Raw genomic sequence first — 26,379 nt, forward strand, 5'->3', positions numbered from 1 at the left:
CGCAGTTTAATAGATCATGGCGGGCCGCGCCGCCCCTGCCGTCCGCCTAGCCTCGATAGGCCCGGCGTCGGCGCACGAGTATCATGAGGGGTTTGCACAACTTGGCCAATTTGCCGCTGTCATGCACCCTGATTCGATCGCCCCCCGTCCTGAAGGTTCGCCCCGCTTCGCCGCCCTGCCCGGCCTGCGCGTCATCAGCGCCGCCGGCCCCGATGCCTTAGGCTTTCTGCATGGGCAACTCACCCAAGACGTCAACGGCCTTGCGGCCGATGGCGCCCGCCTGGCCGGCTATTGCACGGCCAAGGGGCGGCTGCTGGCCACGCTGCTCATATGGCGCGCCAGCCCTGAGTCGGTTCACGCCCTCGTGCGTGCGGACCTGGCCGAGGCGCTCGTTAAACGGCTGTCCATGTTTGTACTGCGCGCCAAGCTCAAGATCAGCCTGACCGACCTGTCGGTTGCTGGTGTCTCGGCCGGGCCGGATCACCTCGATGCCCTCGGCACGGCGGCGGGCGGCGCACTGCCCTCCACCGCCTGGGCCCGCGCCGACTTGTCCAGCGGCACCTGGATTGCTGCACCCGGCAACAACCTGCGCTGGTGGTGGGTTGCCGGCGCAGGCCAAATGCAGGGCCAGGCGCTGCGCGCCTTGCTGAGCGAGGCCGACGAAGAGAGCTGGCGGGCCGCCGATCTCGCCGCCGGCCTGCCCTGGATCGCCAAGGCCACGCAAGATCTGTTCATCCCGCAAACCGTCAATCTCGAACTAATCGGCGGCGTGAGCTTTACCAAGGGCTGCTATCCAGGTCAGGAAGTCGTGGCGCGCAGCCATTACCGCGGCACGGTCAAGCGCCGCATGGCGCATGGCGTCAGCGCCTTGCCCGTGCCGGCGGCAGGGCTCGACATCTATGATGCGAGCCAGCCGGACGAGCCGGTCGGCCGCATCGTTGACGCTGCCCGCGACGGCGACCATGCCTCGCTGTTGTTTGAAACCACGCTAGCCGCCCTGCCCGCCGACCAATTGCGTGTGGGTGCGCCGGACGGCCCAGCCATCACGCTGCGTGATCTTCCTTACCCCATCCAGGCATAAAACACGGGCGGCTCAGACCGCCACGTTAAACAAAGCCCCCACGCCCGCCGTCAAGGCCATGGCGGCGGCCCCCAGCACCGTGACGCGCAAAGCCGCCAGGCCCATCGGGGCGCCGCCCGCGCGGGCCGCGATGGCGCCCAGTATGCCGAGACTGATCACCGACGCGACGATCACGGCGGGAATCAAGCTCGTAATAGGCGTGAGCGCGGCAACCGCGAGCGGCAGCGCAGCCCCTCCGGCGAACGACGCCGCCGATGCGACAGCCGCTTGCACGGGCTGGGCCCGGTTATAGGCGGAAATACCCAGTTCATCCCGCGCATGTGCGTCCAACGCATCATGACGGGTCAACTGTTCCGCCACGGTGCGGGCGATTTCAGGCGCCACGCCGCGCTGGGTATAGATATCGGTCAGCTCTTGCAATTCCTGGGCCGAATTAGTTTTCAGGGCACTTTGCTCGATGCGCAGATCGGCCGCCTCGATATCAGCTTGCGAATGTACCGACACATATTCGCCCGCCGCCATTGACAGCGCCCCTGCCACCAGTGCGGCAACGCCCGAGGTCAACACAATCTCGTGGGTGGTTTGGGCTGCCGCCACTCCGGTGATCAGACTGGCTGTGGAGACGATGCCATCATTGGCGCCCAAGACGGCGGCGCGCAGCCAGTTGGCGCGAAAGATACGATGATGTTCTGCGGTAGGCATGCCGGCTCCTCAAAATGGGCAATCGGAGTATAGGCCGCCTTTGGAGTCGCCGGCCTACGCGCAGCACCTCAATCGTTGTCGTTAGCGTACAAATTGACAATGCTGGAGAAGTCCAGCCGGCCGCTGCCGCCATTGCTATGCAGGCTGTACAGATTGCGCGCCAGTTCGCCCAAAGGGATGGACGAGCGCGAACCCAGGGCGGCTTCGGCCGCCAATCCCAGATCCTTGAGCATCAGGTCCACGCCAAAGCCGCCTGCGTAGCCATGAGAAGCCGGCGCATGCGGCATGACGCCCGGCCAGGGGTTGTACAGCTCAGTCGCCCAGTTGCGCCCGGAGCTCTTGGCAATGATGTCAGAGAGCACCTTGGGGTCCAGCCCGTTGGCGACACCCAGGGCCAAGGCTTCCGAGGTGCCCGCCATCAGGATGCCCAAGAGCATGTTATTGCATATCTTGGCGACCTGACCCGACCCCGCCTCGCCGGCGTGAAAAATGTTCTTGCCCATTTTTTCGAGCACCGGACGGGCGCGCTCCAGGGCTGCGCCGCCAACGATAAAGGTCAGCGTGCCTGCCACTGCGCCGCCCGTCCCGCCGGACACGGGCGCGTCAATCATCTCCAACCCCCGGGCGGTGGCGGCGGCGGCGACCTTGCGGGCTGAATCCGGCGCGATGGTGCTGCAGTCGATCACCAGGGCGCCCGCCTTGATCTTGCCCAGCAGATCCTGCTCAAGATACAGATGTTCGACGTGCTTGCTCGCAGGCAGCATGGTAATGACAATATCCGCGCCGTCGACCGCCGCGCTGGCGCTGGTGGCAGCCCGTGCCCCGGCCTCGGTCAGTCGCTGTACCGCGTCAGCAAGCAGATCGAACACCACGAGCGAGTGGCCCGCCTTGACCAGATTGAGCGCCATCGGCGCGCCCATATTGCCCAAACCGATGAATGCGATACTACTCATATTGCCTGTCTCCTGCCTTAGGGTGTCGTGATGATCAATCGCGAGCCGGCGGTGATGTCAGAGGCTCTGACCCAGATCCGCCAAGGGATGCGCCGTTGTCTGCGGCCATGGCTCATTCAGAAAACGCAGTACCCAGGCTTCATCCGCCTCGGCGAGCGTGGCGGGCCGCCAACGTGGTCGCTTGTCTTTGTCGATGAGTAAGGCGCGTATGCCTTCCTCGAAGTCGCCCTGCGCCGCGCAGCCCAGCGCGGCCACGTATTCGGCACGAAACACATCGGCCAAGGAACGCAGACGGTTGCGCTGCAACAACGTGAACGTAAGCCGGAGCGAACCCGGCGATCCTGCGAGCAGGGTATGGGCGGCTCGCGCCAACCAGGGGTCCGCATGATGCTGAAAACTGGCCAGATCATCGTAGACCTCGTCTAGCCGATTGCCGCTGCACAGGTTGTTAATCTGAAATGCATGCTGGCGTAGCGGGCCTGGCTCCAGCGGCGTCTTGGGCTCATGGGCCAACAGCGTCTGACGCAACAAGCCGTCATTGATGGAACGCGGCGCCAGATTACCCGTGCCAGGCCCCCCAGGCTGACTAGCCCAAGGCTGATGCAGCAAGGCTTCGCAAAACCGAGGCCAGTCCCTCGAGTCTAGGCGAAAATCCGCCATGCCGGCGAAAAAAGCATCGGAAGTGTTCAGATTGGCGCCGGTCAGGCCGAGAAAAAGCCCTGTGCGGCCTGGCATGCGGTTGAGCAACCAAGTGCCTCCCACGTCTGGGAATAGGCCGATAGATATCTCCGGCATGGCGATCCGCGTGGTTTCGCTCACAACACGGTGGCTGGCCCCCATCATCAGGCCCACACCGCCGCCCATCACTATGCCGTGCCCCCAGCAAAGAATGGGCTTAGGGTAGGTATGAATACGGAAATCGAGCCGGTACTCACGCTCGAAAAAGTCACGCGCGTAGCTATTGGCCCAGGCACCCTGCCCCCGGTGTTCGCGCATGCTGGCATACAGACCATGCAGGTCACCGCCCGCGCAAAACGCCTTGCCGCCGGCGCCTTGCAACACCACCAGCGCCACAGCAGGGTTCTGCGCCCAGGCGTTCAGACGCGCATTCAGAAGATCGACCATGCCCAAGGACAGCCCATTGAGTGTCTGCGGGGCATTCAGCGTCGCCACGCCCAGCCGTGATCCATTGTCTGCAATCCGCTCTTCAAACAACACGGCGTCATTCATCGGATATCCGCTCCCTTGTCGAGCAACTGGCGGGCCACGATCACCCTCATGATCTCGTTGGTGCCTTCCAGAATCTGGTGTACGCGAGTATCGCGCACCAGACGCTCCAGAGGATAGTCCCGCAGATAACCATAGCCGCCGTGTATCTGCTGCGCATCCAGACAAATCTGGAACCCCGTATCCGTCGCAAAACGCTTGGCCATCGCACAATACGTGCCCGCGTCGGGCGATCCGCCATCGAGCTTGCAAGCCGCCAGTCGCACCATCTGGCGGGCTGCCACCAGATGCGTGGCCATATCGGCCAGCTTGAATTGCAGTGCCTGGAACTCGGCCAGACGCCGGTTGAACTGACGCCGCTCATGCATATAACGCCGGGCGGCATCCAGCGCACCCTGGGCTGCGCCCACCGAGCAGGTGCCGATATTGATCCTCCCGCCGTCCAGTCCCTTCATGGCAATTTTGAAGCCCTCGCCTTCCGAGCCCAGCATCGAATCGGCGGGCACCCGCACATTTTCAAAGCTGATCGGACGGGTGGATTGGCTGTTCCAACCCATTTTTTCTTCTTTGCGGCCATAGCTGATCCCGGACGCATGGGCGGGTACCGCAAACGCCGACACCCCGGCCGGTCCAGGGCCGCCCGTGCGCGCCATGACGATTAACAAGTCAGTGTCACCGCCACCTGAGATAAAGGCCTTGGCGCCGCTGATAAGAAAATCGTCGCCATCCCGTTCGGCCCGTGTGACCAGCGAACCGGCATCGGAACCCGCATTAGGCTCAGTCAGGCAATAAGAGGCCAGTTTCTCGCCGCTGGCCAGTTGCCCGCCCCACTCTGCTTGCACGTTGGCGCTGCCCCACTGGCCAATCATCCAGGTCGCCATATTGTGTATGGTCAGAAAGGCGGTGGTGGACGGGTCCACCGCCGCCATCTCTTCGAATACCAGGGTCGCATCCAGACGGGGCAAACCCAGGCCTCCAATGGCTTCGCTGGCATAGATCGCACAAAAGCCCAGCTCTCCCGCCCTGGCGAAAGCCTCTCGGGGGAATATGCCCTGTGCATCCCAGCGCGCGGCATGAGGCGCCAGCTCTCCCTGGGCGTAGTCGCGGGCGGCCTGCGCAAAGGCGCGCTGCTCTTCAGTGAGTTCGAGATCCACGGCCTGTCTCCTGATTGTTAGTAGCGTTTACCGACCTTGCTTCGGTATGACTAACCGTCATTTTGCATGACGTTAACGTAAACGTAAATCAGGGCTTGAGCTTAGCCTAAAGCGGCTGTCAAACTTGTCTCGGCAGCGACATTGTGAGGCCTTATTTCCTGAGCGCCAGCCTCAGCGCGTCAGTCCGGAGAGTCAGAGCAGACCTGCGGGGCGCACCCGTCCGCCAGATGCTGCAATATGGTTGCGGCGATGCGCTACCCGGCGGCGGCGCGACTCTTTAGGATCGAAGGTCAGCGCGCGATAAATCTCGACACGGTCACCGTCTGCCAGCAGCGTGTGAGCCTCACGCCGTTGGCCGTAGATGCCGACGCCCGCCTGCCACACATCGATGCCCGGAAAAAGCTGAGCGAAGCCGCTGGCGGCCAGCGCATCAGCCACGGTCGCACCTGCTGGCAGCAGCAGCTCACGCAGCCAGGCCTCATCCTGCCGTGCAAAGCACACCGTCACGCGCAGTTCATTCGCCATAAACCTGCTGCGCCCGCTTCGTGAACGACTCGATGAAACTGGCGGCGATCCTGTTGAACACCGGCCCCACCACCATTTCGAGCGCCCGGTTCGAAAAAGCATATTCAAGCGTGAACAACACTTTGCATGCATCTTCGGCCAGTGGTTGAAAGACCCAATGTCCGACCAGACTGGAAAAAGGCCCATCGACCAGCTCTAAATCGATGCGTTGCGGGTAATCGTGGGTGTTGCGTGTGGTAAAACGCTGCTTCATGCCCGCGAAGCTGATCAATACCGAGGCCTGCATGCCGCGCTCATCGCGTGACTGCACCTCGGTGCCCCCGCACCAGGGCATGAATTCAGGATACTTCTCGACATCGGCCACCAGATCGAACATCTGTGCTGCGCTGTGAGGTACCAGGACGGAGCGTTGTACTTTGTGCATCACTAATCGTAAATCGCTAGAATGATCGGATTTTACCGGCATCGCGCGCCCCATACATTGCGTCTATGAGCATCATCGATAATCGCAAGGCCTCTCACGACTATTTCATCGAAGACCGCTACGAAGCGGGCCTCGTTTTGCAGGGCTGGGAGGTCAAGTCCATTCGTGCCGGGCGCGTCCAGCTCAAAGAGAGTTATGTCATCGTGCGTGACGGCGAGCTCTTTCTGCTCGGCATGCACGTGAGTCCTCTGCCCACCGCCTCGACCCACATCCACCCGGATGCCATGCGCACGCGCAAGTTGCTGCTCAAGGCCGAAGAAATTCACAAACTTATTGGCAAGGTAGAACAGCGCGGCTTCACGCTGGTACCCCTTAACCTGCACTATAAAAACGGCCGCGTCAAATTGGACTTTGCGCTAGGCCGGGGCAAGAAACTCTATGACAAGCGGGACACTTCGCGCGAAAAGGACTGGCTGCGTGAACGCGAGCGAGTGATGAAACACGATACCCGCCGTCGCAGCGATTAAGCCGCGCGCTATGGCGCGACCCGCCTCAGGCGCAAAGCTCCACCCGGCTGCGCCCGTTTTTCTTGGCCTGATACATCGCCCGATCGGCGCGTTCCATTGCATTATGCAAGGGCTCCGTCCCATCCCAGACCGTCACCCCGCCGCTGAAAGTGTAGCCGACCGGATGATCGCCGAACTGGCAAGGCATAGCCCTCAAAGCGGCCAGCATGCGGGTGGCCAGCGCCTGGGCTTCGTCCATGCTGGCGCCCGGAAGCGCCGCAATAAACTCTTCGCCGCCCAAACGGCCCAGCGGGTCTCCAGGGCGTAGCGCTGCCCCTGCCACCGCAGCGAAGTGGCGTAGCACCACATCACCTGCCGCGTGTCCCAGGCGATCATTGACCCGTTTGAAATGATCAATATCCAGCAATAGCACGGCAATCGGCCGGCCTCGGGCGCCTGCGGCCAGCCGCGACGCGGCGCCCCACCAGGCCTTGCGCGAAAGCACGCCGGTCAAGAAGTCGGTATTGGCTTCACGTTCGCGTTCGCGCAACATGCGATCGTGCAACATCATGATCATGCCCAAGGTCAAGCTCGGCATGATCACAACGCCCAGCGACAAGAACACGATATTCCAATAAGTGGGCGCCAGCAGACCAGGCGTAAAATCGATCCACCAGGTGTAAAGCACCGCCCGCGTCACATGGCCGATGGTCGCCAGCAGCGCCAGACACAACATGAATCCCTGGCTATAGCCAAAACGGTGCCGGCGCGAGCTCCAGACCGATACCACAATGCCCCCCAGGAGCACGGCATACAGCGCCGAGGCCAGCGCGATACGCCGGTCGACATTCCAATCAATGTAGGTGTAATACACCAGCGCCAGCAGGAGCGCGCCGATCGCAGTCAACATCGAACGCCAATAGACCGGCTGCTCAAAAAAGCGCCGCACTGCTACAACAAACAGCGAGCCCCCCGCTGCAAACAGCGTGTTCGGCAACAAGATGCCCAGCCAGGGCGGGAGGCTGTCTTGCTGCGCCAGAAGCAGCATGGCAACGATGGTGACCACATTGGCCGCCATTGCCTCGCGTATGCCTGGCAGGCCGCTGCGCCAAAGAGAGCCGAGCACGCACAGCCCGATGAGGGCTGCCAGCGCGGTGATCAACAGCAGATTAACAGGAGCAAGCATGGTCATCAGCCTGGCGCGTCACGCTTGGACGACAAGGGATCAGGAGCGTGTCGCTTTCACAATCGTCATGGCAGAAGCCACCAAACCGCCGACATCCGAGAGATTGGACGGCAGAATGAGGGTGTTGCCCTCCTTGGCTACGGCGCCGAAGGCCTCCACATAACGCTCAGCCACCTTGAGATTGACCGCCTCCATGCCGCCGGGTTGCCGTACCGCCTCGCCCACTTGAGTCAGGGCCTTGGCCGTCGCTTCCGCAATCGCCACCACGGCGGCGGCCTCACCCTGGGCCTTGTTGATCTGGGCTTGCTTCTCGCCTTCGGAACGGGCGATAGCCGCCTCGCGCTCGCCGGTAGCGATATTGATCTGCTCCTGGCGGCGGCCCTCTGACGCAGCGATCAGGGCGCGTTTTTCACGTTCTGCCGTGATCTGCGCCTGCATGGCGCGCAAAATTTCGTTGGGCGGAGTCAAATCCTTGATCTCATAGCGCAACACCTTCACGCCCCAGTTGAGTGCGGCTTCGTCCAACGAGGCGACGATGGTCGTATTGATGAAATCACGCTCTTCAAAGGTCCGGTCCAGTTCAAGCTTGCCAATCACCGAACGCAAAGTCGTTTGCGATAGCTGCGTGATGGCGGAAATATAGTTGGACGAACCGTAAGAGGCCCGCATGGGATCGGTAACCTGAAAATACAGCACGCCATCGACCTGCAACTGCGTGTTGTCACGCGTGATGCAAACCTGGCTGGGCACATCCAAAGGGATTTCCTTCAGCGAGTGCTTATAGGCGACCCGCTCGATGAAGGGAATGACAAAACCCGCTCCTGGCGAAAGCACCCGGTCAAACTTGCCCAAACGCTCCACCACCCAAGCGTGTTGCTGCGGCACGATAGCGATCGCTTTGATAACGACCAGCAACGCCAGTACGACAATGACCACCAATACCGTGGTCGATGCATTGAACGGCATGATTCCTCCTGTGAAAAAAACTGGCCGCTACGGTCAGCGGGCCGTTTCGGGTTTCGGCGCCAGTATCAATACCGCGCCGCGAATTTCCGTGATGACGTGACGCCCAGGCCCGGCGGTCTGTCCCGAAGCCAGCCTGGCTTGCCACGACGCTCCCCGGTATTGCACCCGCGTGCTGTTATCCGCAGACCAGGACTCCACCATAACCGTCTGGCCGATATCCAGATTGACATCGGCATTACGGCTGGCATTGAGCTCGCGCTTTTTCAAAACGCCTCGACGACGCAGCAACAACAGGCCCAGCAATGCGAAGACTGCGCATACGATTAACTGCCATTCCAGGCCGAAACCCGCCCAGGCAGCCAGGCCGGCCGACGCCAACCCCAGGGCCACCAGCAGCAGATAGAAAGTGCCTGAGGCCACTTCGCCTATCAAGGCTAGCGCAGCCAGACCAAACCAAATCCACATGCTCGTCCCCCCTCTTGTCCAACGATGGTTACGATTGTACGGATTCCCGGCTGGCAACAGTGATTTCCTTTCCATCTGGAATCAGCCTGGCTCGCAGCCTGCCTCATCCCCTTGGAACAGGGGAGGCTCTCTGAAATTTATGGCGGAGAAAAAATTGGTGCCGCTCAGACGAGGGGGCAGACAGCAAAAAGGCGGCCCGCAGGCCGCCTTTTTAGGTGCAGGAGCCAGGCTCCCGAGGGACGAGGATCAGCCCTTGGCCAGACGCTGCCAGGTATCGACCACCGTGTCCGGGTTCAGAGACATGGAGAGAATGCCCTCGTCCTTGAGCCACTGCGCGAAGTCCGGATGATCGCTGGGACCCTGCCCGCAGATGCCGACATACTTGTTGGCCGACAGGCAAGCCTGGATGGCGCGGCTCAGCATGAACTTGACAGCGTCGTCGCGCTCGTCGAAGTCGGCAGCCAGCAGCTCCATGCCGGAATCGCGATCCAGGCCCAGGGTGAGCTGGGTCATGTCATTGGAGCCGATCGAGAAGCCATCAAAGTACTCCAGGAACTGCTCTGCCAAAATGGCGTTGGAAGGCACTTCGCACATCATGATGAGGCGCAGGCCGTTCTCGCCGCGCTTGAGCCCGTTGGCGGCCAGCAACTCGACCACCTTGCGCGCCTGACCCACGGTGCGCACGAAGGGCACCATGATTTCCACATTGGTCAGGCCCATCTCGTCGCGGACCTTTTTGAGGGCCTCGCATTCCATACGGAAGCACTCGGCGAAATCTTCGGAGATGTAGCGCGAAGCACCACGGAAACCCAGCATGGGGTTCTCTTCCTCGGGCTCGTAGCGCGAACCGCCCACCAGCTTACGGTACTCGTTGGACTTGAAATCGGACATACGAACGATGACCGACTTGGGCCAGAAAGCCGCACCGATCGTGGCCACGCCCTCGGCAAGCTTATCGACAAAAAAGGAGCGCGGGCTGGCATGACCACGGGCTGCGGATTCGACGGCCTTTTTCAGTTCGCCATCCACATTGGGATAATCGAGCACCGCCTTGGGATGAATCCCGATATTGTTGTTGATGATGAACTCGAGACGGGCAAGACCGACGCCAGAGTTCGGAATCTGCGCGAAGTCGAAGGCAAGCTGGGGATTGCCCACATTCATCATGATCTTCAGATCGATAGGAGGCATCGCGCCGCGGCGCACTTCTTCGACTTCCGTTTCGATCAGGCCGTCGTAAATGCGGCCTTCATCGCCTTCGGCGCAAGACACGGTAACCGGCTGGCCTTCCTTAAGGATATCCGTCGCATCGCCGCAACCGACAACCGCCGGAATACCCAATTCGCGCGCAATGATGGCTGCGTGGCAGGTGCGGCCGCCACGGTTGGTGACGATAGCCGAGGCGCGCTTCATGACCGGCTCCCAGTTAGGGTCGGTCATGTCGGTGACCAGCACATCGCCCGGCTGAACCTTGTCCATCTCGGAGACGTCAGCGACGATGCGCACGGGGCCTGCGCCGATCTTCTGGCCGATAGCGCGGCCGGTGGTGATGACGCGGCCGGTCGCCTTCAGGCGATAGCGCTGCTGCACATCGTTGTCGACCTGCTGCGATTTCACCGTCTCGGGGCGGGCTTGCAGAATGTAGATCTTGCCATCCACGCCATCACGGCCCCACTCGATGTCCATCGGGCGCTGGTAGTGCTTTTCGATGATGACGGCGTAACGGGCGAGTTCGATGATCTCATCATCGGTCAGGGAATAGCGGTTGCGCTCGGAGACGGGCACGTCCACGGTACGCACGGCGCGGCCTTCGGTGCGCTCGGGGTCGAACTCCATCTTGATCAGTTTGGAGCCGATACGGCGGCTGAGAATGGGATAGTGCCCTGCGTCCAGCGCGTGCTTGAACACGTAGAATTCGTCAGGGTTGACGGCGCCCTGCACCACGGTCTCACCCAGGCCATAAGAGGAAGTGATGAAGACCACTTCTTCGAAGCCCGATTCGGTGTCAATGGTGAACATCACGCCCGCGCTGCCTTTATCGGAGCGCACCATGCGCTGCACGCCGGCAGACAGGGCGACTTCGGCGTGGGCATAGCCCTTGTGCACGCGATAGGAAATGGCGCGGTCGTTGTAGAGCGAGGCGAAGACGTGGCGGATCTTGTCCAGCACATCGTCGATGCCCACCACATTCAGGAAAGTTTCCTGTTGGCCCGCGAAAGAGGCGTCTGGCAGGTCTTCGGCGGTAGCGGAAGAGCGCACGGCAAACGAGCCCTTGCCGTCAGCGTCCAGCTTGGCGAAGGATTCGCGGATGGATTTTTCGAACTCGGGCGAAAATGGCGCCTCGACGATCCATTGACGGATCTCGGCGCCGGCAACGGCCAGTTCACGCACGTCTTCAGGGTTGAGCGTACTCAGGCGATCTGCGATACGCTTGTCCAGGCCCGATGCGGTCAAAAAGTCACGGAAGGCCTGGGCGGTCGTGGCGAAGCCGCCCGGCACACGGACACCCGCGCCAGACAACTGACTGATCATTTCGCCCAACGATGCGTTCTTGCCTCCTACCGAGTCCACATCCGACATGCGGAGCTGCTCGAAACTAACGACATACGACATTGAAGTCACCTTTTACAATGGAAATAAAGCGAGTTTGGTCAGGACAGAATCTGCACTGGCCAAACTGGCCTTGACGCCCTTGGGGTGACTTTTCAGCGGTCTGATTGTACCCGCTAGGGTCCGCCCTGGCCTTTCACTGCTTGGAATTTTTTACATATATGAGCGCAAGTTCGATAGCCCGCACTGTTTACATCGTCTCTGATAGCACCGGCATCACCGCGGAAACTTTCAGCCAATCCGTACTTTCGCAATTCGATCAGGTCGATTTCAAACCGATTCGGCTACCTTTTATCGACACCTTGCAAAAGGCTGAGGAAACGGCCGAGCGCATCAATAAGAATGCCGCTGACACCGGCGTGCCGCCGATTGTATTCAGCACGCTGGTCAACCCCGAGATTCTCGCGCGCGTGCGCCAGGCCAATGGCGTTTTTCTGGACTTGTTCGGCACCTTCGTGAGCCATATCGAGCAGGCGCTGGGCTTGAAGTCCAGCCCTTCGATCGGGCGTTCGCATATGCAGGCAGATTCCGAGAAATACCGCAACCGGATCGACGCCATCAACTTCAGTCTGGCGCACGATGATGGCCAGTTCGTGAATCAGCTCGATCAGGCTGATGTGATTCTGGTGGGCGTATCTCGCTGCGGCAAAACCCCGACGAGCCTGTACCTGGCCATGCAATACGCGATCAAGGCGGCCAACTTCCCGCTGACGCCGGATGATTTCGAACGCAGCAGCCTGCCCAAGACCATCGCTCCCTATCGCGACAAGTTGTTCGGCCTGTCGATTCAGCCGGAGCGCCTGTCCGAAGTGCGCAACGAACGGCGCCCGAACAGCCGCTACGCCACGATAGAACAATGCCGTTACGAAGTGGCCGAGGCGGAACGCATGATGCGTCGCGCCGGCATTTCCTGGCTCTCGACGACGACCAAGTCCATTGAGGAAATCGCCACCACCGTGCTTCAGGAGGTGGGGCTCGGCCGCTGACCGCTCCTCAGCGCCAGGTAGGCATGCGCTGGAACGTGGCGGATTTCACGAACCAGCCTTCGGCCGGCAGATAAAAACCGATCAGCCGGCCCCCTGACTCAACCAAATAAGCCTCCCGCTCACGGCCTTCGCTACGCACGGCGAAACGGCCATCCAAACGGCGATAGACATCACCCTGCGCAATGGCCCCAATGCGCCGCCAGCGTGAATCCTGAGGCAGAACGCGGCCTGGGTCGCCTGATAGCTCGACCGCTACGTCACGCGGCAAAACCACCATGCGGTCGCCCTGTCCGGCATCTACCCGCACCATGGCGGCACGCTCATAGTTGGCGCAAGCGGCCAGCGTCAGCAGCGCAGCCAAGAACAGTGATCGGAACAAAAGATTCATGCACCACGCTCCAGAAGGCAGACCAGCATAACGAAAGCCGGCCCTTTCAGGGAGCAGGAAGGACATTAAATTCGCTGACGGCGCTGTTCAAAGAGACAGATGGCCGCTGCCGCGCCCACGTTAAGCGACTCAACCGCCTGCATGTCGTGCGGGATCCGCAAACGCAGGGCTGCCTGCGCCTGCAAAGCCGGGTCAACACCCTGCCCTTCGTGGCCGAACACCCAGGCCAGCGAGGCCGGCAAAGCCGTGTCGTACAAACTTATCGCGTCATCCAGTGTCGTCACGGCCAGCGGCACATCGAGACGCGCCGACAGCGCGTGCAGATCGACGTGTTCGTGAATATCCATCGCGAAATGAGCGCCCTGCCCGCTACGCAAGACCTTGGGCGACCAGGCCGCCGCAGTGCCGGTAGCCAAAAAGGCCTGCCGGATACCCGCCGCCGCGCAGGTGCGCAACAAAGTCCCGACATTACCTGGGTCCTGGATACGATCGAGCAACACGCAGTTGGTCCCGACACGCTCGGGCAGGGAGAGCTGCGGCGCTCGCACGACAAAAGCTACCCCTTGATCGCTTTCCACGCTAGCCAGACCGCGCATCAGGCGCGACTCCAGGGCAATACAGCGCGCCTCGGACACCTCGCGAGCGAGATGGGCCAACTCGGGCCGATCCAGCCGCTCGTAATCGAATACGGCCTGTTCGGGCAGACCATGGCGCTGCAACCAGGCCTCACACAGATGCACGCCTTCGAGCAACAGCGGCGCACCCCGCCGCCCTGCCTGGTCGAGCAGGCGGTGTAGCGTCTTGACGGTCGGATTGTCGCGCGAAGAAATAAGTTTCATGCGGAAATGCCAAAAGCCTTGATAGGCGCGAAACTGCGCCGATGCTCCGGACAGGGCCCATATTCACGCAGCCGTGCCAGATGCAATGCCGTGCCATACCCCTTGTGCTGGTCAAAACCGTACTGCGGATAAAGGGCGTGCAAGCGCTGGAGCTCGGCATCACGGGCGGTTTTGGCCAGAATGGACGCCGCCGAAATGGCAGGCACCAAGGCGTCACCCTTGATAATCGTCTGTACGGCACAGCGCAGACGTGGAGCCTGATTGCCGTCAACCAGTGCAAGGCTGGGCAGTTGATTCAGCCCCTCTACGGCACGCTGCATGGCCAGCAAGGTGGCGCGCAGAATATTCATGCTGTCGATCTCATCGGTGCTGGCGCAGGCGATGCACCAGCTCAGAGCCTGGGCCTTGATCTGCTCGGCCAGCCTCTCGCGTCGCTCTGCCTTGAGAACCTTCGAGTCCGCCAGGCCGTCAATGGGGCGTTGTGGGTCGAGGATGACCGCAGCCGCATACACAGCACCGGCCAACGGCCCCCTGCCCGCCTCGTCCACGCCCGCCACACCCTGGTCCGGGTAGGCCGCATCACCAAAAAGGTCAGCCTGCGCCATGCGCCACCTCCAGAATGGCTTTGGCGGCCAACGCCGGCGTATCACGCAAAAGCTCCTCGTGCATCGCCGTAAAGCGGGCCTCGATACGTGCCGCGTTGTCCTTGTCGGTCAGGGCCGTCCAAGCCGCTTCGGCAAGCTTTTCCGGCGTCGCATCATCTTGCAGGAGTTCCGGCACCGCAAAATCTTTCAACAATACATTCGGCAAGCCCACCCAAGGCAAATAAGGCCGTTGCTGACCCGACTTCCAGGCCATGATGCGGCGCATCCAGGGAGTCAGCACATAAGAAATCACCATCGGGCGTTTATAGAGTGCCGTTTCCAGGGTGGCAGTACCGCTGGCCACCAGCACCGCATCGGCAGCCTCCATGACGCTCCAGGCAACCGGCGTAGCGCCGTTGCCTTGCACGTCCTCGGCAGTGATGCAGCGCAATCCCTGGACGGGATACTGCGCCAGAATCTGCTCGAACTCGGCGCGGCGCTGCGGGTTGACCATGGGCACCACGCAACATAGAGCGGGATCACGGGCCTGTAGCAGCTGCGCAGCCTGTAGAAAGCGCGGCGCCAGGGTACGGATTTCGGAAGAGCGGCTGCCAGGCAGAATCGCCAGCACTCGCTCACCGACATCCAGATTCAGACGCAAGCGAGCGGCAGCACGATCCGGCCGCATTGGAATCACACCAGCCAGGGGGTGGCCCACATAGGTGACCGGTATACCTTCCTTTTGATAAATCTCTTCCTCAAACGGAAAGAGCACCAGCATATGCGATACCGCAGCGCGAATCTTGTGGATACGCTCGTAGCGCCAGGCCCAGATCGACGGCCCCACGAAATGCACCGTCGGAATCCCTGCCTGACGCAATTGCAACTCTAGCCGCAGATTGAAGTCAGGGGCGTCGATGCCGACAAAGGCCGCAGGCCGCTCGGCCAGCATACGCTGTTTGGTTTGCCCGTAAATCGAAAGCAGGCTGGGAATGCGTTTGAGCGCATCGATGTAGCCAAACACCGTCAAGGCATGCATCGGATGCCAGGCCTCGAAGCCCTGAGCCTGCATTTGCGGCCCGCCGATACCCGCGCAATGCACATCGGGGGCCCCCGCACGCAAGCCCCCGATGATGCGCCCGGCCAGCAAGTCGCCCGAGGGCTCGCCAGCCACCATGCCGATCGAAAGACTCATGGGCGGATGATGCCGCGGCTGGAGACGTCCAGGAAGTCGAGCATGACCTGCAAGGCTTCCGCGGCTTCGGGTTCAGCCTGTTGGCGCGCACGCAGCTCAGCCCGCGCCTCTTCCAGCGCCAAACCCCGGCGATAAAGAATCTTGTAGGCCTCGCGCAGCGCCGAAATGCTGGCCGGCGAAAACCCCCTACGCTTCAGACCTTCGACATTGATCCCTACTGGCCGGCAGGGATTGCCTGCGCTCAATACATAGGGCGGCGTGTCCTGCATCAGCGAACTGTTGCCGCCAGTCATGCTGTGAGCGCCGATCTTGGAAAATTGGTGCACGCCGGTCAACCCGCCCACAATGGCCCAATCCCCCACGTGGACATGACCACCCAACTGAACCGAGTTGGCCAGAATGGTGTTATTGCCGATATGGCAGTCGTGCGCAACGTGCACGTAGGCCATGATCCAATTATCGTTTCCGATCGTGGTCAGGCCGCCATCTTGCACCGTACCCGTATTGAAGGTCGTGAACTCGCGTACCGTATTGCGGTCGCCAATAACCAGCCGAGTAGGCTCGCCCGCGTACTTCTTATCCTGCGGCATGCCGCCGATGGAGCAGAAACGGTAGAAACGATTATCCCGCCCGATGGTCGTGACGCCATCGATTACGCAATGCGGTCCGACTTGCGTGCCCGCGCCGATCTCGACATCGGGACCCACGACACTATAAGGACCAATCGTGACCGTGCTATCGATACGGGCAGCCGGATCGACTACGGCGGTGGGATGAATGTTTGCGGACATTTACTCTTCCAGGCTGCGAATGGCGCACATCAGTTTGGCTTCGGCCACTAGCTGCCCATCCACCAGGGCGCGGCCCTGGTATTTGCAGATCGTGCGGCTCAGGCGCTCAGCCTCCACTTCGATACGCAGTTGGTCACCCGGCACGACCGGGCGGCGAAAACGTGCGCCATCGATACCCACCAGATAATACGCCGTCTTACCGGCGTCAGCTTTCAAACCGCCATTGTCATCGGTAAAAGAAAACAGGGCGGAGGCTTGCGCCATGGCTTCAACGATCAGCACGCCCGGCATCACGGGATGGTGAGGAAAATGGCCGTTGAAGAAAGGTTCGTTGATCGACACATTCTTGACGGCCACGATGGATTTACCCGGGACCATTTCCAAGACTCGGTCGATCAGCAGCATCGGATAACGATGCGGCAGACGCTCCATAATCCCCTTGATGTCGAGTTCCATGACTTTTGTTCCTGCAATATGGATAGATGGCGCGAGGCCGCCCGCGGACGGCCTCGCAAAAATACACTCGCCGCCCGGTGTCAGGCCTTTTCGAGGGCTCGTACCCGGCGGCGTAATAAGGCCAATTGTTGTATCACGGCAGCATTGCGTTGCCACTCACCATGTTCTGAATAAGGATACACACCGGTATAACGGCCCGGCTTGGTGATGCTGGACGTAACCGGGGTTCCCCCAGAAATCGTGACATCGTCGCAGATGCTCAAATGGCCCGAAAACATGGCTGCGCCGCCCACGATGCAGCGTTCGCCGATCACGGTGGAGCCTGCGATACCCACGCAAGCCGCTACAGCGGTATGCGCGCCGATGCGCACGTTGTGCGCGATCATGATCAGGTTATCGAGTTTCACGCCATCGCCGATGATGGTATTTTCGATCGCGCCCCGATCTATGGTGGTGTTGGCGCCGATTTCGACGTCATTTCCTACCGTGACACCGCCCAATTGAGGAATCTTGCCCCACGCGCCCTTACCCAGCGTCGGATCGGGCGCAAACCCAAAACCGTCCGCGCCAAGCACCGCACCACTATGGATAATGGCGCGCGCACCGACGTGCACACCGTCGTAGAGCGTCACGCGGGCATGGAGGCGGCTGTTTGCGCCGACCGTGCTGCCCTGGCCAACAATACAGCCAGGTCCGAGCGAAGCGCCGCGGCCAATGCGCGCGCCAGAATCGACAACGCATTGGGGCCCGACACTTGCGCCCTCTTCGATCACGGCGTCGGGCGCGACAACCGCACTAGGATGCACGCCCGCAGGCGGCAAGCCACGCCGCTCAGCATCGAACCATTGCGCCAGCCGCGCATACAGCAGATAGGGATGCCTGCACACCACGAACACCAGGGTCGAACCCTGCGCGCGCAAGGCCTGGGCCACGTCGAGCGTGACAATGACGGCGGCGGCGGCTGTGCTTGCGACCTGGCTCTGGTAGCGCGGGTTGGAAAGAAACGCAATTTCCTGCGCACCCGCAGAGGCCAGTGTGCCGATGCCGGCAATCAGAGGGAGATCACCGGTCGGGCTATCGATCTGGCATTCCAGCCCTTGCGTGTTGCCCTTGGATAACAGCGCATCCAGACGCGGCGCGCGGGAGGAATCCAGCAGAACAGGCATGAGCTATCAGCGGCCCAGAGCCTCGATCACCTTGTCGGTGATATCGATGCGCGGGTTGACCGTGACGGCATCCTGGACGATCAGGTCATAGTTGTCCTTCTCGGCGATGCGCTTGATGGCGTCATTGGCCTTGGTCACGATGCCGGAGAACTCTTCATTGCGGCGGCGGTTGAAGTCTTCCTGGAATTCGCGGCGCTTGCGCTGCAAATCCATGTCCAGGTTGGACAGCTCGCGCTGACGTTTGATGCGATCAGACTCCGACAGAACGGGTGCGTCCTTATCGAATTTTTCGGCCTGAGTGCGCAATTGCGTGTTCAGGCGCTGAAGTTCGTCGTCGCGGCGCTTGAATTCCGCTTCAATTTTGTTTTGCGCAGCCTTGGCAGGGCCCGATTCACGCAGAATCCGCTCCGTATTCACGAAGCCGATCTTGGTGCTTTGGGCTTGAGCCGTCGTCACCGCCGCCGAGCCAAACAGCAGTGCACCCGCCAGCGCCACGGTGGTCGCCAGTTTGCCAGCGCGGCGGCCGGAAGTATTGAGTGCGAAATCAGACATCATGAAAATCTCACCTTTTGGAAGGTAAAGGGCAAAGTCAATATTGTGCCACTAAACCGCAGGGGCGCGAGCCTGAGGCCGCTCCCCTGTGTTTCAGCCGTTACAAATAATAGGGCGAACCTGAAAAATAATCAGGTAAACCGCCGAATATTAATCGAGCCTTTATATGAATCTTTGACTCAGATCATCAAAATCCCGTTCCGATCTGGAACTGGAAACTTTGCGTGTCGTCACCCGGCTTGGAATTAAGCGGGCGGGCGTAGGACAACTGCAAGGGGCCGAGCGGCGATTGCCAGGACAGACCGATACCCGCCGAATAACGCCAGCCGCAAGGATCTTGCACCGGATCGCTAGGCTTGCCGGCCGTGCACGACAGCCCGCTGCTCGCAGCCACCTGACCCGCATCGGTAAACACGAACCAACGCAGGGTGCGATCTTTGTTAGCGCCCGGGAACGGGAGGTAGAGCTGCGCATTGGCCACAATGCGGCGCGTACCGCCCAGATAATCGCCAGTGAGCGTATCGCGCGGGCCCAGCGACGCGCCGTCGTAGCCGCGCACGGTGCCGATACCGCCACCGTAGACATTCTTGATGATCGGATAGTCTTTACCGCCATACGAATGACCATAGTCGACCATACCGTTCAAGGCCAGGGTGTAGTCACGACCCAAGGGCACGTAGTACTGCTGCTGCGCGGACAGCAGGTAGTACTTCAGGTCCATCGTAGAGACGTCACCCTTGAGGCGGGTATACGAACCCTTGGTCGGAGCCAGTGCGCTGTCTCGAGTGTCTTTCGACCAGCCGGTATTAAAGATGATAGCGTTGGTCGTGTCGCTATACTGGTTTACGAACTGACGATAGGCCAGCGGCGAGTTATTGAACAGTTTGATCTGGTTGCGCTCGAAATTGGCGCCCAGGAAAATTCGGTCATACTCGGAAATCGGCACACCGAAATTCATGCCCAGGCCCATGGACTTCACGCGGTAGTCACCGTCGTTATTGTTCCAGGGTTCGGTCAAGCGGTAATACAGCGACGTCGTGCGGCTGATGCCTTCTTTGGTGAAGTACGGGTCCGTATGCGAGAGCACCGCCGCGCGGTTGGTCTTGCTGGTATTGACCTGCAAGGACAAATTGGTGCCGCTGCCGAACACGTTGTCTTCACTGATGCCGGCCGACAGAATCGCCTTCTCGGAAGAGCCGTAGCCCACGCCGAGGTTGATCATGCCGGTGGGCTTTTCCTTGACATCAACATTGACATCAACCTGGTCGGGGGAGCCCGGAACCGGATCGGTCTTGACGTTGACCTCATTGAAATAGCCCAAACGGTCGATACGGTCACGCGAAACCTTGATATCCGAAGCGTCGTACCAGGCAGATTCCTGCTGACGGACTTCACGGCGCACGACCTCATCGCGGGTGCGGGTGTTGCCGCCAATCTGGATGCGGCGCACATAAACGCGGCGGCTCGGATCGATGTAGAAGGTAACGTCGGCTTCGTGCTTTTCGCGATCGAGCTGAGGGTTAGGGTTCACGTTGGCGAAGGCATAACCCAGTTCGCCCAAATAGTCCGTGATGGCTTTGGCCGAATTATTGGCCTCGGCGGCCGAGAAAGTCTGGTTCGGCTTGAGCTGAATAAGCTTCTCGATCTCGCCATCCAGTCCCAGCAGACTACCGGCCAGCTTGACGCTACGCACCTTGTAAGGCTCGCCTTCGTGAATCGTGACCGTAATAAAGATGTCTTTGCGATCGGGCGAAATCGTGACTTGCGGCGGCTCGACCGAAAACTCGAGATAACCGCGATCCAGATAAAAAGAGCGCAGACGCTCGATATCGCCTTCGAGCTTTTCGCGCGAGTATTTATCGGTGTTGGTATACCAGGTCAGCCAGCCCGGCGTGGTCAGACTGAACTGATCCAGCAGGTCACTCTCCGAGAAGGCCTTATTGCCGACAACCCGGATTTCGCGGATTTTGGCGACTTCGCCTTCGAACACTTCGAAGCTGACCCCCACGCGATTACGCGGCAAAGGGGTGACGGTCGCGGTGACTTCAACGCCGTACTTGCCTTTGCTCAGATACTGCTCTTTGAGTTCGTACTGGGCGCGCTCCAGCATCGACTGATCGAAAATGCGGCCCTCGCCGAAACCGACCTGCGACAAGGACTTGATGATGTTCTTGGAGTCGAACTCACGCATGCCGTTGAAGCTGATCGAGGCAATCGTCGGGCGCTCCTGCACCGACACCACCACGACGTTGTTCTCGGTGCGGATCTGCACATCGCTGAAAAAACCCGTAGCGTACAGACGGCGGATCGCTTCGGTAGCATCGGCGTCAGTGAACTTCTCGCCAACTTTGACCGGCAGATAGCCGAAAACAGTGCCCGCGTCAGTGCGCTGGATGCCTTCGACGCGGATATCGCGCACGACGAAGGGATCAAAAGCATGGGCCAGCGCCGGCAAAAGCAGCGCGGCGATCAGGCTGGGCAATTTGGCGCGCTTGAGCACCTGCCGTTGCGTATGCCTTTCTTGCATTGCGCCCCTCTGGTGATTATTCATCCGGCGAAAAGACATCCTTTGCTATCCTTGGTCGTGCAAATGGCGGGGGATTTTATTCGATTAACGCTTAAGTGAATAGGCGTGCGAAATCGTTGAACAAGGCCAATCCCATAAGGCCCGCCAACAAGCCGATACCGGCACGCTGTCCGAGATCGATCCAGCGATCTGGCACCGGACGGCCTCTGATAATTTCGACGAGATAGTACAGCAGATGACCGCCGTCCAGCATGGGTATTGGCAGTAGATTGAGTACGCCCAGGCTGATGCTGATCAAAGCCAGGTAGGCAATATAGGCTTCCAGGCCTATACGGGCGGTCTGACCCGCGTAGTCGGCTATCGTGACCGGCCCGCTGATATTGCGCCAGGACACTTCGCCCAGCACCATGCGGCCCATCATGCGCAAGGACAGCCAGGCCGTATCCCAGGTGCGCTGCGCGCCGCGCCAAAGGCTCTCGCCCAGACCGAAACGCTCAAGCACCATCGGCACATCGCCGCCCAGTTGCACACCGATGCGGCCGATCACCTGCCCTTGCACGGTTTCGGCCCGAGGAACGAGCGTGATATCCAGCGGCACACCGTCACGCTGCAGAACGAGCGCCAGGGGTTTGCCCGCATGCTCTTGAATCGTGCGCACCAGCACGCTGGCATCAGGCATGGGCAACCCGCCAGCGCTCAGGATGAGATCACCTTCACGCAAGCCCGCCTCTTGGCCGACACTGCCGGCTACCACGCCGCGCACCAAGGGACGGGCGGACTGCAGGCGCAAGCCGGCAATCTGCACGGGATCGGCTTCGGAAGGATCGACACGCTCGCTGGCCGGCAGGGACAGGGTCAACTCACGCACCGCGCCCTTATCGTCACGGACTTCGATTTGCACCGGACCGCCGGCAGACAAGCGATCAAACAAACGCCAGCGTGCGTCGGTCCAGGAGTTGACGTCTCTGCCATCCACGGCCTCGATTCGGTCACCGGCCTCGACACCTGCCGCAGCGGCGGCCGTATTGGCGGCGGGCTGGCCGAGAATCGGCGCAGGCACCTGCGTGCCCACCATGTTCAGGCCGGCATACAGCGCCACCGCCAGAATAAGATTGAATACCGGGCCAGCCGCTACGATGGCGAAACGCCGTCCGACTGGCTGCGTATTGAATGCCTCAGCAGCCTGCGCCGGGGTGGCGCCGGGCAACGGATCGTCCTGCATCTTGACATAGCCGCCAAGCGGTATGGCAGAGATGGCCCACTCCGTTCCATGCCTGTCCTGGCGGCGCAGCAAAACGCGCCCGAAGCCCACCGAGAAGCGCAGCACCCGCACGCCGCACAAACGCGCCACCCAATAGTGCCCAAGTTCGTGGAAAGTAATCAGGATGCCCAGCGCTACAACAAAAGCGAGCAGGGTAAAAATCATGAAGGCGAACCTATGCTTGACCGGGCTTCAGCGCCCGGCAGGAAATGTGTCTTGACGGGCCGCGTCGGGCTAACATCAGGCCAGACCCAGGTTGCCTGCGTAGGCGCGAACTTGAGCGTCAAGGGCAAGCACATCTGTCAAGTGGTCAAGCGTAACAGAAGGGCGGCCCGCCTGCCACTCGAGCGCTGCGTCGATGACCCGGGCAATCCAGGGATAAGGCAAACGCCCTTCCAGGAAGGCTGCCACGGCGATCTCGTTGGCCGCATTCAGCGCAACGCAAGCCGCCTGCCCGGCCCGCAAGGCTTCGTAAGAAAGCCGCAGACAGGGAAATCGCTCGAGATCGGGGGTTTCGAAGTCCAACCTGCCCCATTTGGCCAGATCCAAGGGACTGACGCCTGCGTCCAAGCGCTCGGGAAAACCCAGGCCATAGGAAATCGGAGTGCGCATATCAGGCTGACCCATCTGGGCCAGCACTGATCCGTCGTCATATTCCACCAGCGAATGCACAACGCTTTGGGGGTGGATCAGCACCTCTATGCGATCTGCAGGCATCGCGAAGAGCCAGTGCGCTTCGATAACCTCTAGGCCCTTGTTGAGCATGGTTGCCGAATCGACGGAAATCTTGCGACCCATGCTCCAGTTGGGATGGGCGCAGGCCTGATCCGGCGTGACATCTTGAAGGTCTTCCGGGCTGTGACGGCGAAACGGCCCGCCAGAGGCGGTCAGGATGAGCTTGCGCACGGTTTTGGCCGGTGTGCTGGGCGCTCCAGCGCGCTCGCCCTGCGGCAGGCACTGAAAAATAGCATTGTGCTCGCTATCGATGGGCAACAGCTCGGCGCCAGATTGGCGCACGGCGCTCATGAATATCGATCCGGCAGCAACCAAAGCCTCTTTGTTGGCCAACAGAACGCGCTTGCCGGACTGGGCCGCCGCCAGAGCGGCGGGCAGGCCTGCAATGCCGACGATGGCCGCCATGACAGTGTCGCAGCCGGCATCGGCCGCAGTATCCGCCAAGGCCTGCGCGCCGACCCGGATTTCTGGCAGCGCACGTGAAGGGCTCCAGGCCTGGCGAAAGCGCGTGGCAGCATTGTTATCGGGCACGACAACCACGGCGGCGCCGGTCGCCAGCGCCTGAGCCGCCAGTTTGTCCATGCGGCTGAAGGCCGAAAGCGCATAAACGCCGAAACGCTCGGGGTAGCGCGCGATGACGTCCAGCGTGCTGTCGCCGATAGAACCCGTTGACCCTAAAACCGCGATGCGTTGAAAACCGCTCAAAACAGCACTCCAGACATGAGCAGGGCGACCGGCGCGACAGGCAGTACGGCATCGATGCGATCATAGACGCCGCCATGACCCGGCAAGAGATTGCTGGAATCCTTACGGCCGGCACGGCGCTTTAGCAAGGACTCGAACAAGTCACCCACGATAGAAAGAATTCCCAACAATGCGGCGGCCGGAATCGCGACGAACAGCCCCCTGGCTAACAAATCCTGACCGAAAGTGCCCGGGTAAAAACCGCTGCCAATCGTCCAGATCACGGCGCCCGCCACGCCGGCCACCGCACCGGCCACGGTTTTACCGGGACTGACCCGCGGCGCAAGCTTGCGCTTTCCCCAGGCGCGCCCCGCAAAATAGGCGGCGATGTCCGCCACCCATACCAGGGCCAGCAGCGAGACCACATAAACCGCGCCTTTCAGAACAAAGAAAAGCGCCAGCGCGGACCAGGCGGCCAGCACCGCAAACACCGCAAATACCGACCAGACGGAACTGACCGGATTGGCGTCTGAGCGACCGCGGCAGACCGCGACGAAAGCACCGAAGATCCAGATAGCCGCCACGGCTGGCGTCAAACCGTGCACGATCCAGCCGGTCACGGCTCCCCCCTGCCCTTGCAGCCAGAGATGGGCCAGCCACAGCATGGCGAGCAGCAACAGGGCCGGCACACCGAGCGCGACAAAACGAGCGCTTGGTGGCAGCGTTAGGCGCAGCCACTCCCAGGCCGCGCAAGAGGCACCCAATGCCAACAAGGCCACAAACCACCAGGGATTGGCGCTGGCCAGCGTGGCGGCCAGCACGACGAGAAGCACCACGGCGGTAACGATACGCTGACCCAGCATGAAGCGTCTCCCAGAATGAAGTTGTGGCGTATCAGCGCGCGAGTTGCGCGCTGGTGCGTCCGAAACGGCGCTCGCGCCCGCGATACCAGTCAAAGGCCGCTTCAAGCTGCTCGGCGCCGAAATCTGGCCAATAGGCGTCGCTGAAGTACAGCTCGGTGTAGGCAAGCTGCCAGATCAGAAAATTGGAAATGCGCTGCTCGCCGCCCGTGCGGATAAAAAGATCCGGCTCGGGCGCCCAGGCCATGGACAGATACTGCGCCATTCGCGACTCATCGATGTCTTGCAAACGGCCAACGAGGTCGGGCTCGGCCTGGAGCATGGCGCGCGTGGCCTGCAAGACGTCCCAACGGCCGCCATAATTCGCCGCGATGGTCAGGTGCAGCCGGTCATTGTGACGCGTGCGATCCTGTGCGGCCTGAATGAGTTCTTGCAAGCGGGGTTCGAACGCCGAAAGATCGCCGACGACATGCAGGCGAACACCCTGCTCTTGGAGTTTGCCGACCTCGCGCTCCAGCGCCTGAACGAACAAACGCATCAATAGCGAGACTTCATCCGCCGGCCGGCGCCAGTTCTCGGAGCTGAAGGCAAACAGCGTCAGGTAGCGCACCCCGTGGCGGCCACAGGCTTCAACCACGCGGCGCACGGCCCTCACCCCTTTAGCATGCCCGGCGGTGCGCGGCAGATGGCGGCGTGTCGCCCAACGGCCATTGCCGTCCATGATGATAGCGACGTGCTGAGGAATCGCGCCGGTTTCGGGAATCGCCTGGGTGGAACTGGTTGCCATGTAATATGCCTCACGCCGTCTGACGACGTGGAAGATTGGCGGCGGCGCAGGCCCAGAGGGCGCCACAGCCACGAAAAAACAAAGCCGCCCCAGACACACTGTGGCTGCTCCTCGTGAGGGCAGCGGCGCGGCGGTGGCGGCGTAAAGCGTTATCGTCCTTGAAAAGCCGCCGCAGCGCAAATGCGCGTACGGCGGTTCTTCTTTAGACGGTCATGATTTCCGCTTCTTTCTGAGTAACCATCTTGTCGATGTCAGCCACGGCGCGGTCCGTCAGCTTTTGCACTTCGTCCTGGCCACGACGTTCGTCGTCTTCGGAAATGATCTTGTCCTTGACCAGTTTCTTCAGCGCTTCGTTCGCTTCACGACGCAGGTTGCGCACGGCAACCTTGGCATCTTCGCCCTCGCTGCGCACGACCTTGGTCAGATCGCGGCGGCGCTCTTCGGTCAGGGCAGGCATCGGCACGCGGATGGTATCCCCCAGCGAGACCGGATTCAGACCCAGATCGGAGTCACGGATGGCGCGCTCGATCGGACCAGCCATGTGCTTTTCATAGGGCTGAACGCTGATGGTGCGCGCGTCAACCAGATTCAGGTTGGCGACCTGGCCCACCGGAACCGGCGAACCGTAGTACTCCACCTGGACGTGGTCGAGAATGCCCGCGTGGGCGCGGCCGGTACGAATCTTCGACAGGTTGATCTTGAGCGTGTCAAGCGACTTGCTCATCCTGGACTCGGCCGAATTACGAATATCTGCGACGCTCATAGCGTT

27 protein-coding genes are annotated in these 26,379 nt (G+C 61.0%); 3 read left to right on the forward strand and 24 right to left on the reverse strand.

What is annotated here, in order from left to right; genetic code table 11:
• The first annotated feature begins 121 nt into the window (after nucleotides 1–121).
• Nucleotides 122–1,081, forward strand: coding sequence for a CAF17-like 4Fe-4S cluster assembly/insertion protein YgfZ (gene ygfZ / locus U0029_RS09250; RefSeq protein WP_012417432.1), 960 nt, complete (start codon nucleotides 122–124; stop codon nucleotides 1,079–1,081).
• Nucleotides 1,082–1,093: 12 nt separating this feature from the next.
• On the opposite strand, the gene U0029_RS09255 is transcribed toward ygfZ, so the two are convergent.
• The 6 genes from U0029_RS09255 to U0029_RS09280 form a co-directional block, all read right to left on the reverse strand.
• The gene (locus U0029_RS09255; RefSeq protein WP_012417431.1) at nucleotides 1,094–1,783 is read right to left on the reverse strand and encodes a VIT1/CCC1 transporter family protein; all 690 of its coding nucleotides are present in this window, start codon (nucleotides 1,781–1,783) and stop codon (nucleotides 1,094–1,096) included.
• A 68-nt stretch (nucleotides 1,784–1,851) separates the two neighbouring features.
• Nucleotides 1,852–2,736 (reverse strand): 3-hydroxyisobutyrate dehydrogenase, encoded by an 885-nt coding sequence (mmsB, locus tag U0029_RS09260; protein ID WP_012417430.1) that lies wholly within the window; start codon nucleotides 2,734–2,736, stop codon nucleotides 1,852–1,854.
• Nucleotides 2,737–2,793: 57 nt separating this feature from the next.
• Nucleotides 2,794–3,966 (reverse strand): enoyl-CoA hydratase/isomerase family protein, encoded by a 1,173-nt coding sequence (locus U0029_RS09265; RefSeq protein WP_039051762.1) that lies wholly within the window; start codon nucleotides 3,964–3,966, stop codon nucleotides 2,794–2,796.
• Nucleotides 3,963–5,117, reverse strand: a complete 1,155-nt coding sequence (locus tag U0029_RS09270; RefSeq protein ID WP_039051761.1) for an acyl-CoA dehydrogenase family protein — start codon at nucleotides 5,115–5,117, stop codon at nucleotides 3,963–3,965. The genes U0029_RS09265 and U0029_RS09270 overlap by 4 nt, the downstream gene beginning before the upstream one ends.
• Before the next feature lie 192 nt (nucleotides 5,118–5,309).
• A complete protein-coding gene (locus tag U0029_RS09275; RefSeq protein WP_012417427.1) occupies nucleotides 5,310–5,642 on the reverse strand; it encodes an RnfH family protein in 333 nt (110 codons plus the stop codon).
• A complete protein-coding gene (locus tag U0029_RS09280) occupies nucleotides 5,632–6,066 on the reverse strand; it encodes a type II toxin-antitoxin system RatA family toxin (protein ID WP_012417426.1) in 435 nt (144 codons plus the stop codon). Before U0029_RS09280 ends, U0029_RS09275 begins: the two co-directional genes overlap by 11 nt.
• Nucleotides 6,067–6,131: 65 nt before the next feature.
• Between U0029_RS09280 and smpB the strand changes: the two genes are divergently transcribed.
• Nucleotides 6,132–6,593 carry an SsrA-binding protein SmpB gene (gene smpB, locus U0029_RS09285; RefSeq protein ID WP_012417425.1) on the forward strand — a complete coding sequence of 154 codons (462 nt, stop codon included), beginning with the start codon at nucleotides 6,132–6,134 and terminating at the stop codon, nucleotides 6,591–6,593.
• 25 nt (nucleotides 6,594–6,618) lie between these two features.
• Here the strand turns inward: smpB and U0029_RS09290 are convergent, their stop codons facing one another.
• The 4 genes from U0029_RS09290 to ppsA form a co-directional block, all read right to left on the reverse strand.
• A complete protein-coding gene (locus tag U0029_RS09290) occupies nucleotides 6,619–7,758 on the reverse strand; it encodes a GGDEF domain-containing protein (protein WP_169507416.1) in 1,140 nt (379 codons plus the stop codon).
• 39 nt (nucleotides 7,759–7,797) lie between these two features.
• A complete protein-coding gene (locus tag U0029_RS09295; protein WP_012417423.1) occupies nucleotides 7,798–8,724 on the reverse strand; it encodes an SPFH domain-containing protein in 927 nt (308 codons plus the stop codon).
• A gap of 33 nt (nucleotides 8,725–8,757) precedes the next feature.
• Entirely contained in the window at nucleotides 8,758–9,189 is a 432-nt protein-coding gene (locus U0029_RS09300) for an NfeD family protein (RefSeq protein ID WP_012417422.1), read from the reverse strand.
• Between the two features lie 246 nt (nucleotides 9,190–9,435).
• The gene (gene ppsA / locus U0029_RS09305) at nucleotides 9,436–11,802 is read right to left on the reverse strand and encodes a phosphoenolpyruvate synthase (protein WP_012417421.1); all 2,367 of its coding nucleotides are present in this window, start codon (nucleotides 11,800–11,802) and stop codon (nucleotides 9,436–9,438) included.
• A 158-nt stretch (nucleotides 11,803–11,960) separates the two neighbouring features.
• Between ppsA and ppsR the strand changes: the two genes are divergently transcribed.
• Entirely contained in the window at nucleotides 11,961–12,785 is an 825-nt protein-coding gene (gene ppsR, locus U0029_RS09310) for a posphoenolpyruvate synthetase regulatory kinase/phosphorylase PpsR (RefSeq protein ID WP_012417420.1), read from the forward strand.
• Nucleotides 12,786–12,792: 7 nt separating this feature from the next.
• Here the strand turns inward: ppsR and U0029_RS09315 are convergent, their stop codons facing one another.
• From U0029_RS09315 to frr, 14 genes are all read right to left on the reverse strand, one after another.
• Nucleotides 12,793–13,173, reverse strand: a complete 381-nt coding sequence (locus U0029_RS09315) for a hypothetical protein (protein ID WP_039051760.1) — start codon at nucleotides 13,171–13,173, stop codon at nucleotides 12,793–12,795.
• Between the two features lie 65 nt (nucleotides 13,174–13,238).
• Entirely contained in the window at nucleotides 13,239–14,012 is a 774-nt protein-coding gene (locus U0029_RS09320) for a TrmH family RNA methyltransferase (protein WP_114852520.1), read from the reverse strand.
• Nucleotides 14,009–14,617: a ribonuclease HII gene (gene rnhB / locus U0029_RS09325; protein ID WP_012417417.1), complete on the reverse strand. Its 609-nt coding sequence runs from the start codon at nucleotides 14,615–14,617 to the stop codon at nucleotides 14,009–14,011. Before rnhB ends, U0029_RS09320 begins: the two co-directional genes overlap by 4 nt.
• On the reverse strand, nucleotides 14,604–15,791 hold the full coding sequence (gene lpxB / locus U0029_RS09330) for a lipid-A-disaccharide synthase (RefSeq protein WP_012417416.1): 1,188 nt from the start codon (nucleotides 15,789–15,791) through the stop codon (nucleotides 14,604–14,606). The genes rnhB and lpxB overlap by 14 nt, the downstream gene beginning before the upstream one ends.
• Nucleotides 15,788–16,582, reverse strand: a complete 795-nt coding sequence (lpxA, locus tag U0029_RS09335) for an acyl-ACP--UDP-N-acetylglucosamine O-acyltransferase (RefSeq protein WP_012417415.1) — start codon at nucleotides 16,580–16,582, stop codon at nucleotides 15,788–15,790. Before lpxA ends, lpxB begins: the two co-directional genes overlap by 4 nt.
• Nucleotides 16,583–17,038 (reverse strand): 3-hydroxyacyl-ACP dehydratase FabZ, encoded by a 456-nt coding sequence (gene fabZ / locus U0029_RS09340; protein WP_012417414.1) that lies wholly within the window; start codon nucleotides 17,036–17,038, stop codon nucleotides 16,583–16,585.
• Nucleotides 17,039–17,118: 80 nt separating this feature from the next.
• A complete protein-coding gene (gene lpxD / locus U0029_RS09345; RefSeq protein ID WP_012417413.1) occupies nucleotides 17,119–18,204 on the reverse strand; it encodes a UDP-3-O-(3-hydroxymyristoyl)glucosamine N-acyltransferase in 1,086 nt (361 codons plus the stop codon).
• A 6-nt stretch (nucleotides 18,205–18,210) separates the two neighbouring features.
• Nucleotides 18,211–18,759: an OmpH family outer membrane protein gene (locus tag U0029_RS09350; protein ID WP_114852521.1), complete on the reverse strand. Its 549-nt coding sequence runs from the start codon at nucleotides 18,757–18,759 to the stop codon at nucleotides 18,211–18,213.
• 184 nt (nucleotides 18,760–18,943) lie between these two features.
• Nucleotides 18,944–21,322, reverse strand: a complete 2,379-nt coding sequence (gene bamA / locus U0029_RS09355) for an outer membrane protein assembly factor BamA (protein WP_114852522.1) — start codon at nucleotides 21,320–21,322, stop codon at nucleotides 18,944–18,946.
• A 52-nt stretch (nucleotides 21,323–21,374) separates the two neighbouring features.
• Nucleotides 21,375–22,709, reverse strand: coding sequence for an RIP metalloprotease RseP (rseP, locus tag U0029_RS09360; RefSeq protein WP_039051758.1), 1,335 nt, complete (start codon nucleotides 22,707–22,709; stop codon nucleotides 21,375–21,377).
• Nucleotides 22,710–22,784: 75 nt separating this feature from the next.
• Nucleotides 22,785–23,984, reverse strand: a complete 1,200-nt coding sequence (locus tag U0029_RS09365) for a 1-deoxy-D-xylulose-5-phosphate reductoisomerase (protein WP_012417409.1) — start codon at nucleotides 23,982–23,984, stop codon at nucleotides 22,785–22,787.
• Nucleotides 23,981–24,826 carry a phosphatidate cytidylyltransferase gene (locus U0029_RS09370; RefSeq protein WP_012417408.1) on the reverse strand — a complete coding sequence of 282 codons (846 nt, stop codon included), beginning with the start codon at nucleotides 24,824–24,826 and terminating at the stop codon, nucleotides 23,981–23,983. Before U0029_RS09370 ends, U0029_RS09365 begins: the two co-directional genes overlap by 4 nt.
• A gap of 31 nt (nucleotides 24,827–24,857) precedes the next feature.
• The gene (uppS, locus tag U0029_RS09375) at nucleotides 24,858–25,610 is read right to left on the reverse strand and encodes a polyprenyl diphosphate synthase (RefSeq protein ID WP_012417407.1); all 753 of its coding nucleotides are present in this window, start codon (nucleotides 25,608–25,610) and stop codon (nucleotides 24,858–24,860) included.
• Nucleotides 25,611–25,812: 202 nt separating this feature from the next.
• Entirely contained in the window at nucleotides 25,813–26,373 is a 561-nt protein-coding gene (frr, locus tag U0029_RS09380; RefSeq protein ID WP_114852523.1) for a ribosome recycling factor, read from the reverse strand.
• Nucleotides 26,374–26,379: the final 6 nt, after the last annotated feature.

Origin of the sequence: Bordetella avium, assembly GCF_034424645.1 — a bacterium.
GTDB lineage: Bacteria > Pseudomonadota > Gammaproteobacteria > Burkholderiales > Burkholderiaceae_B > Bordetella > Bordetella avium.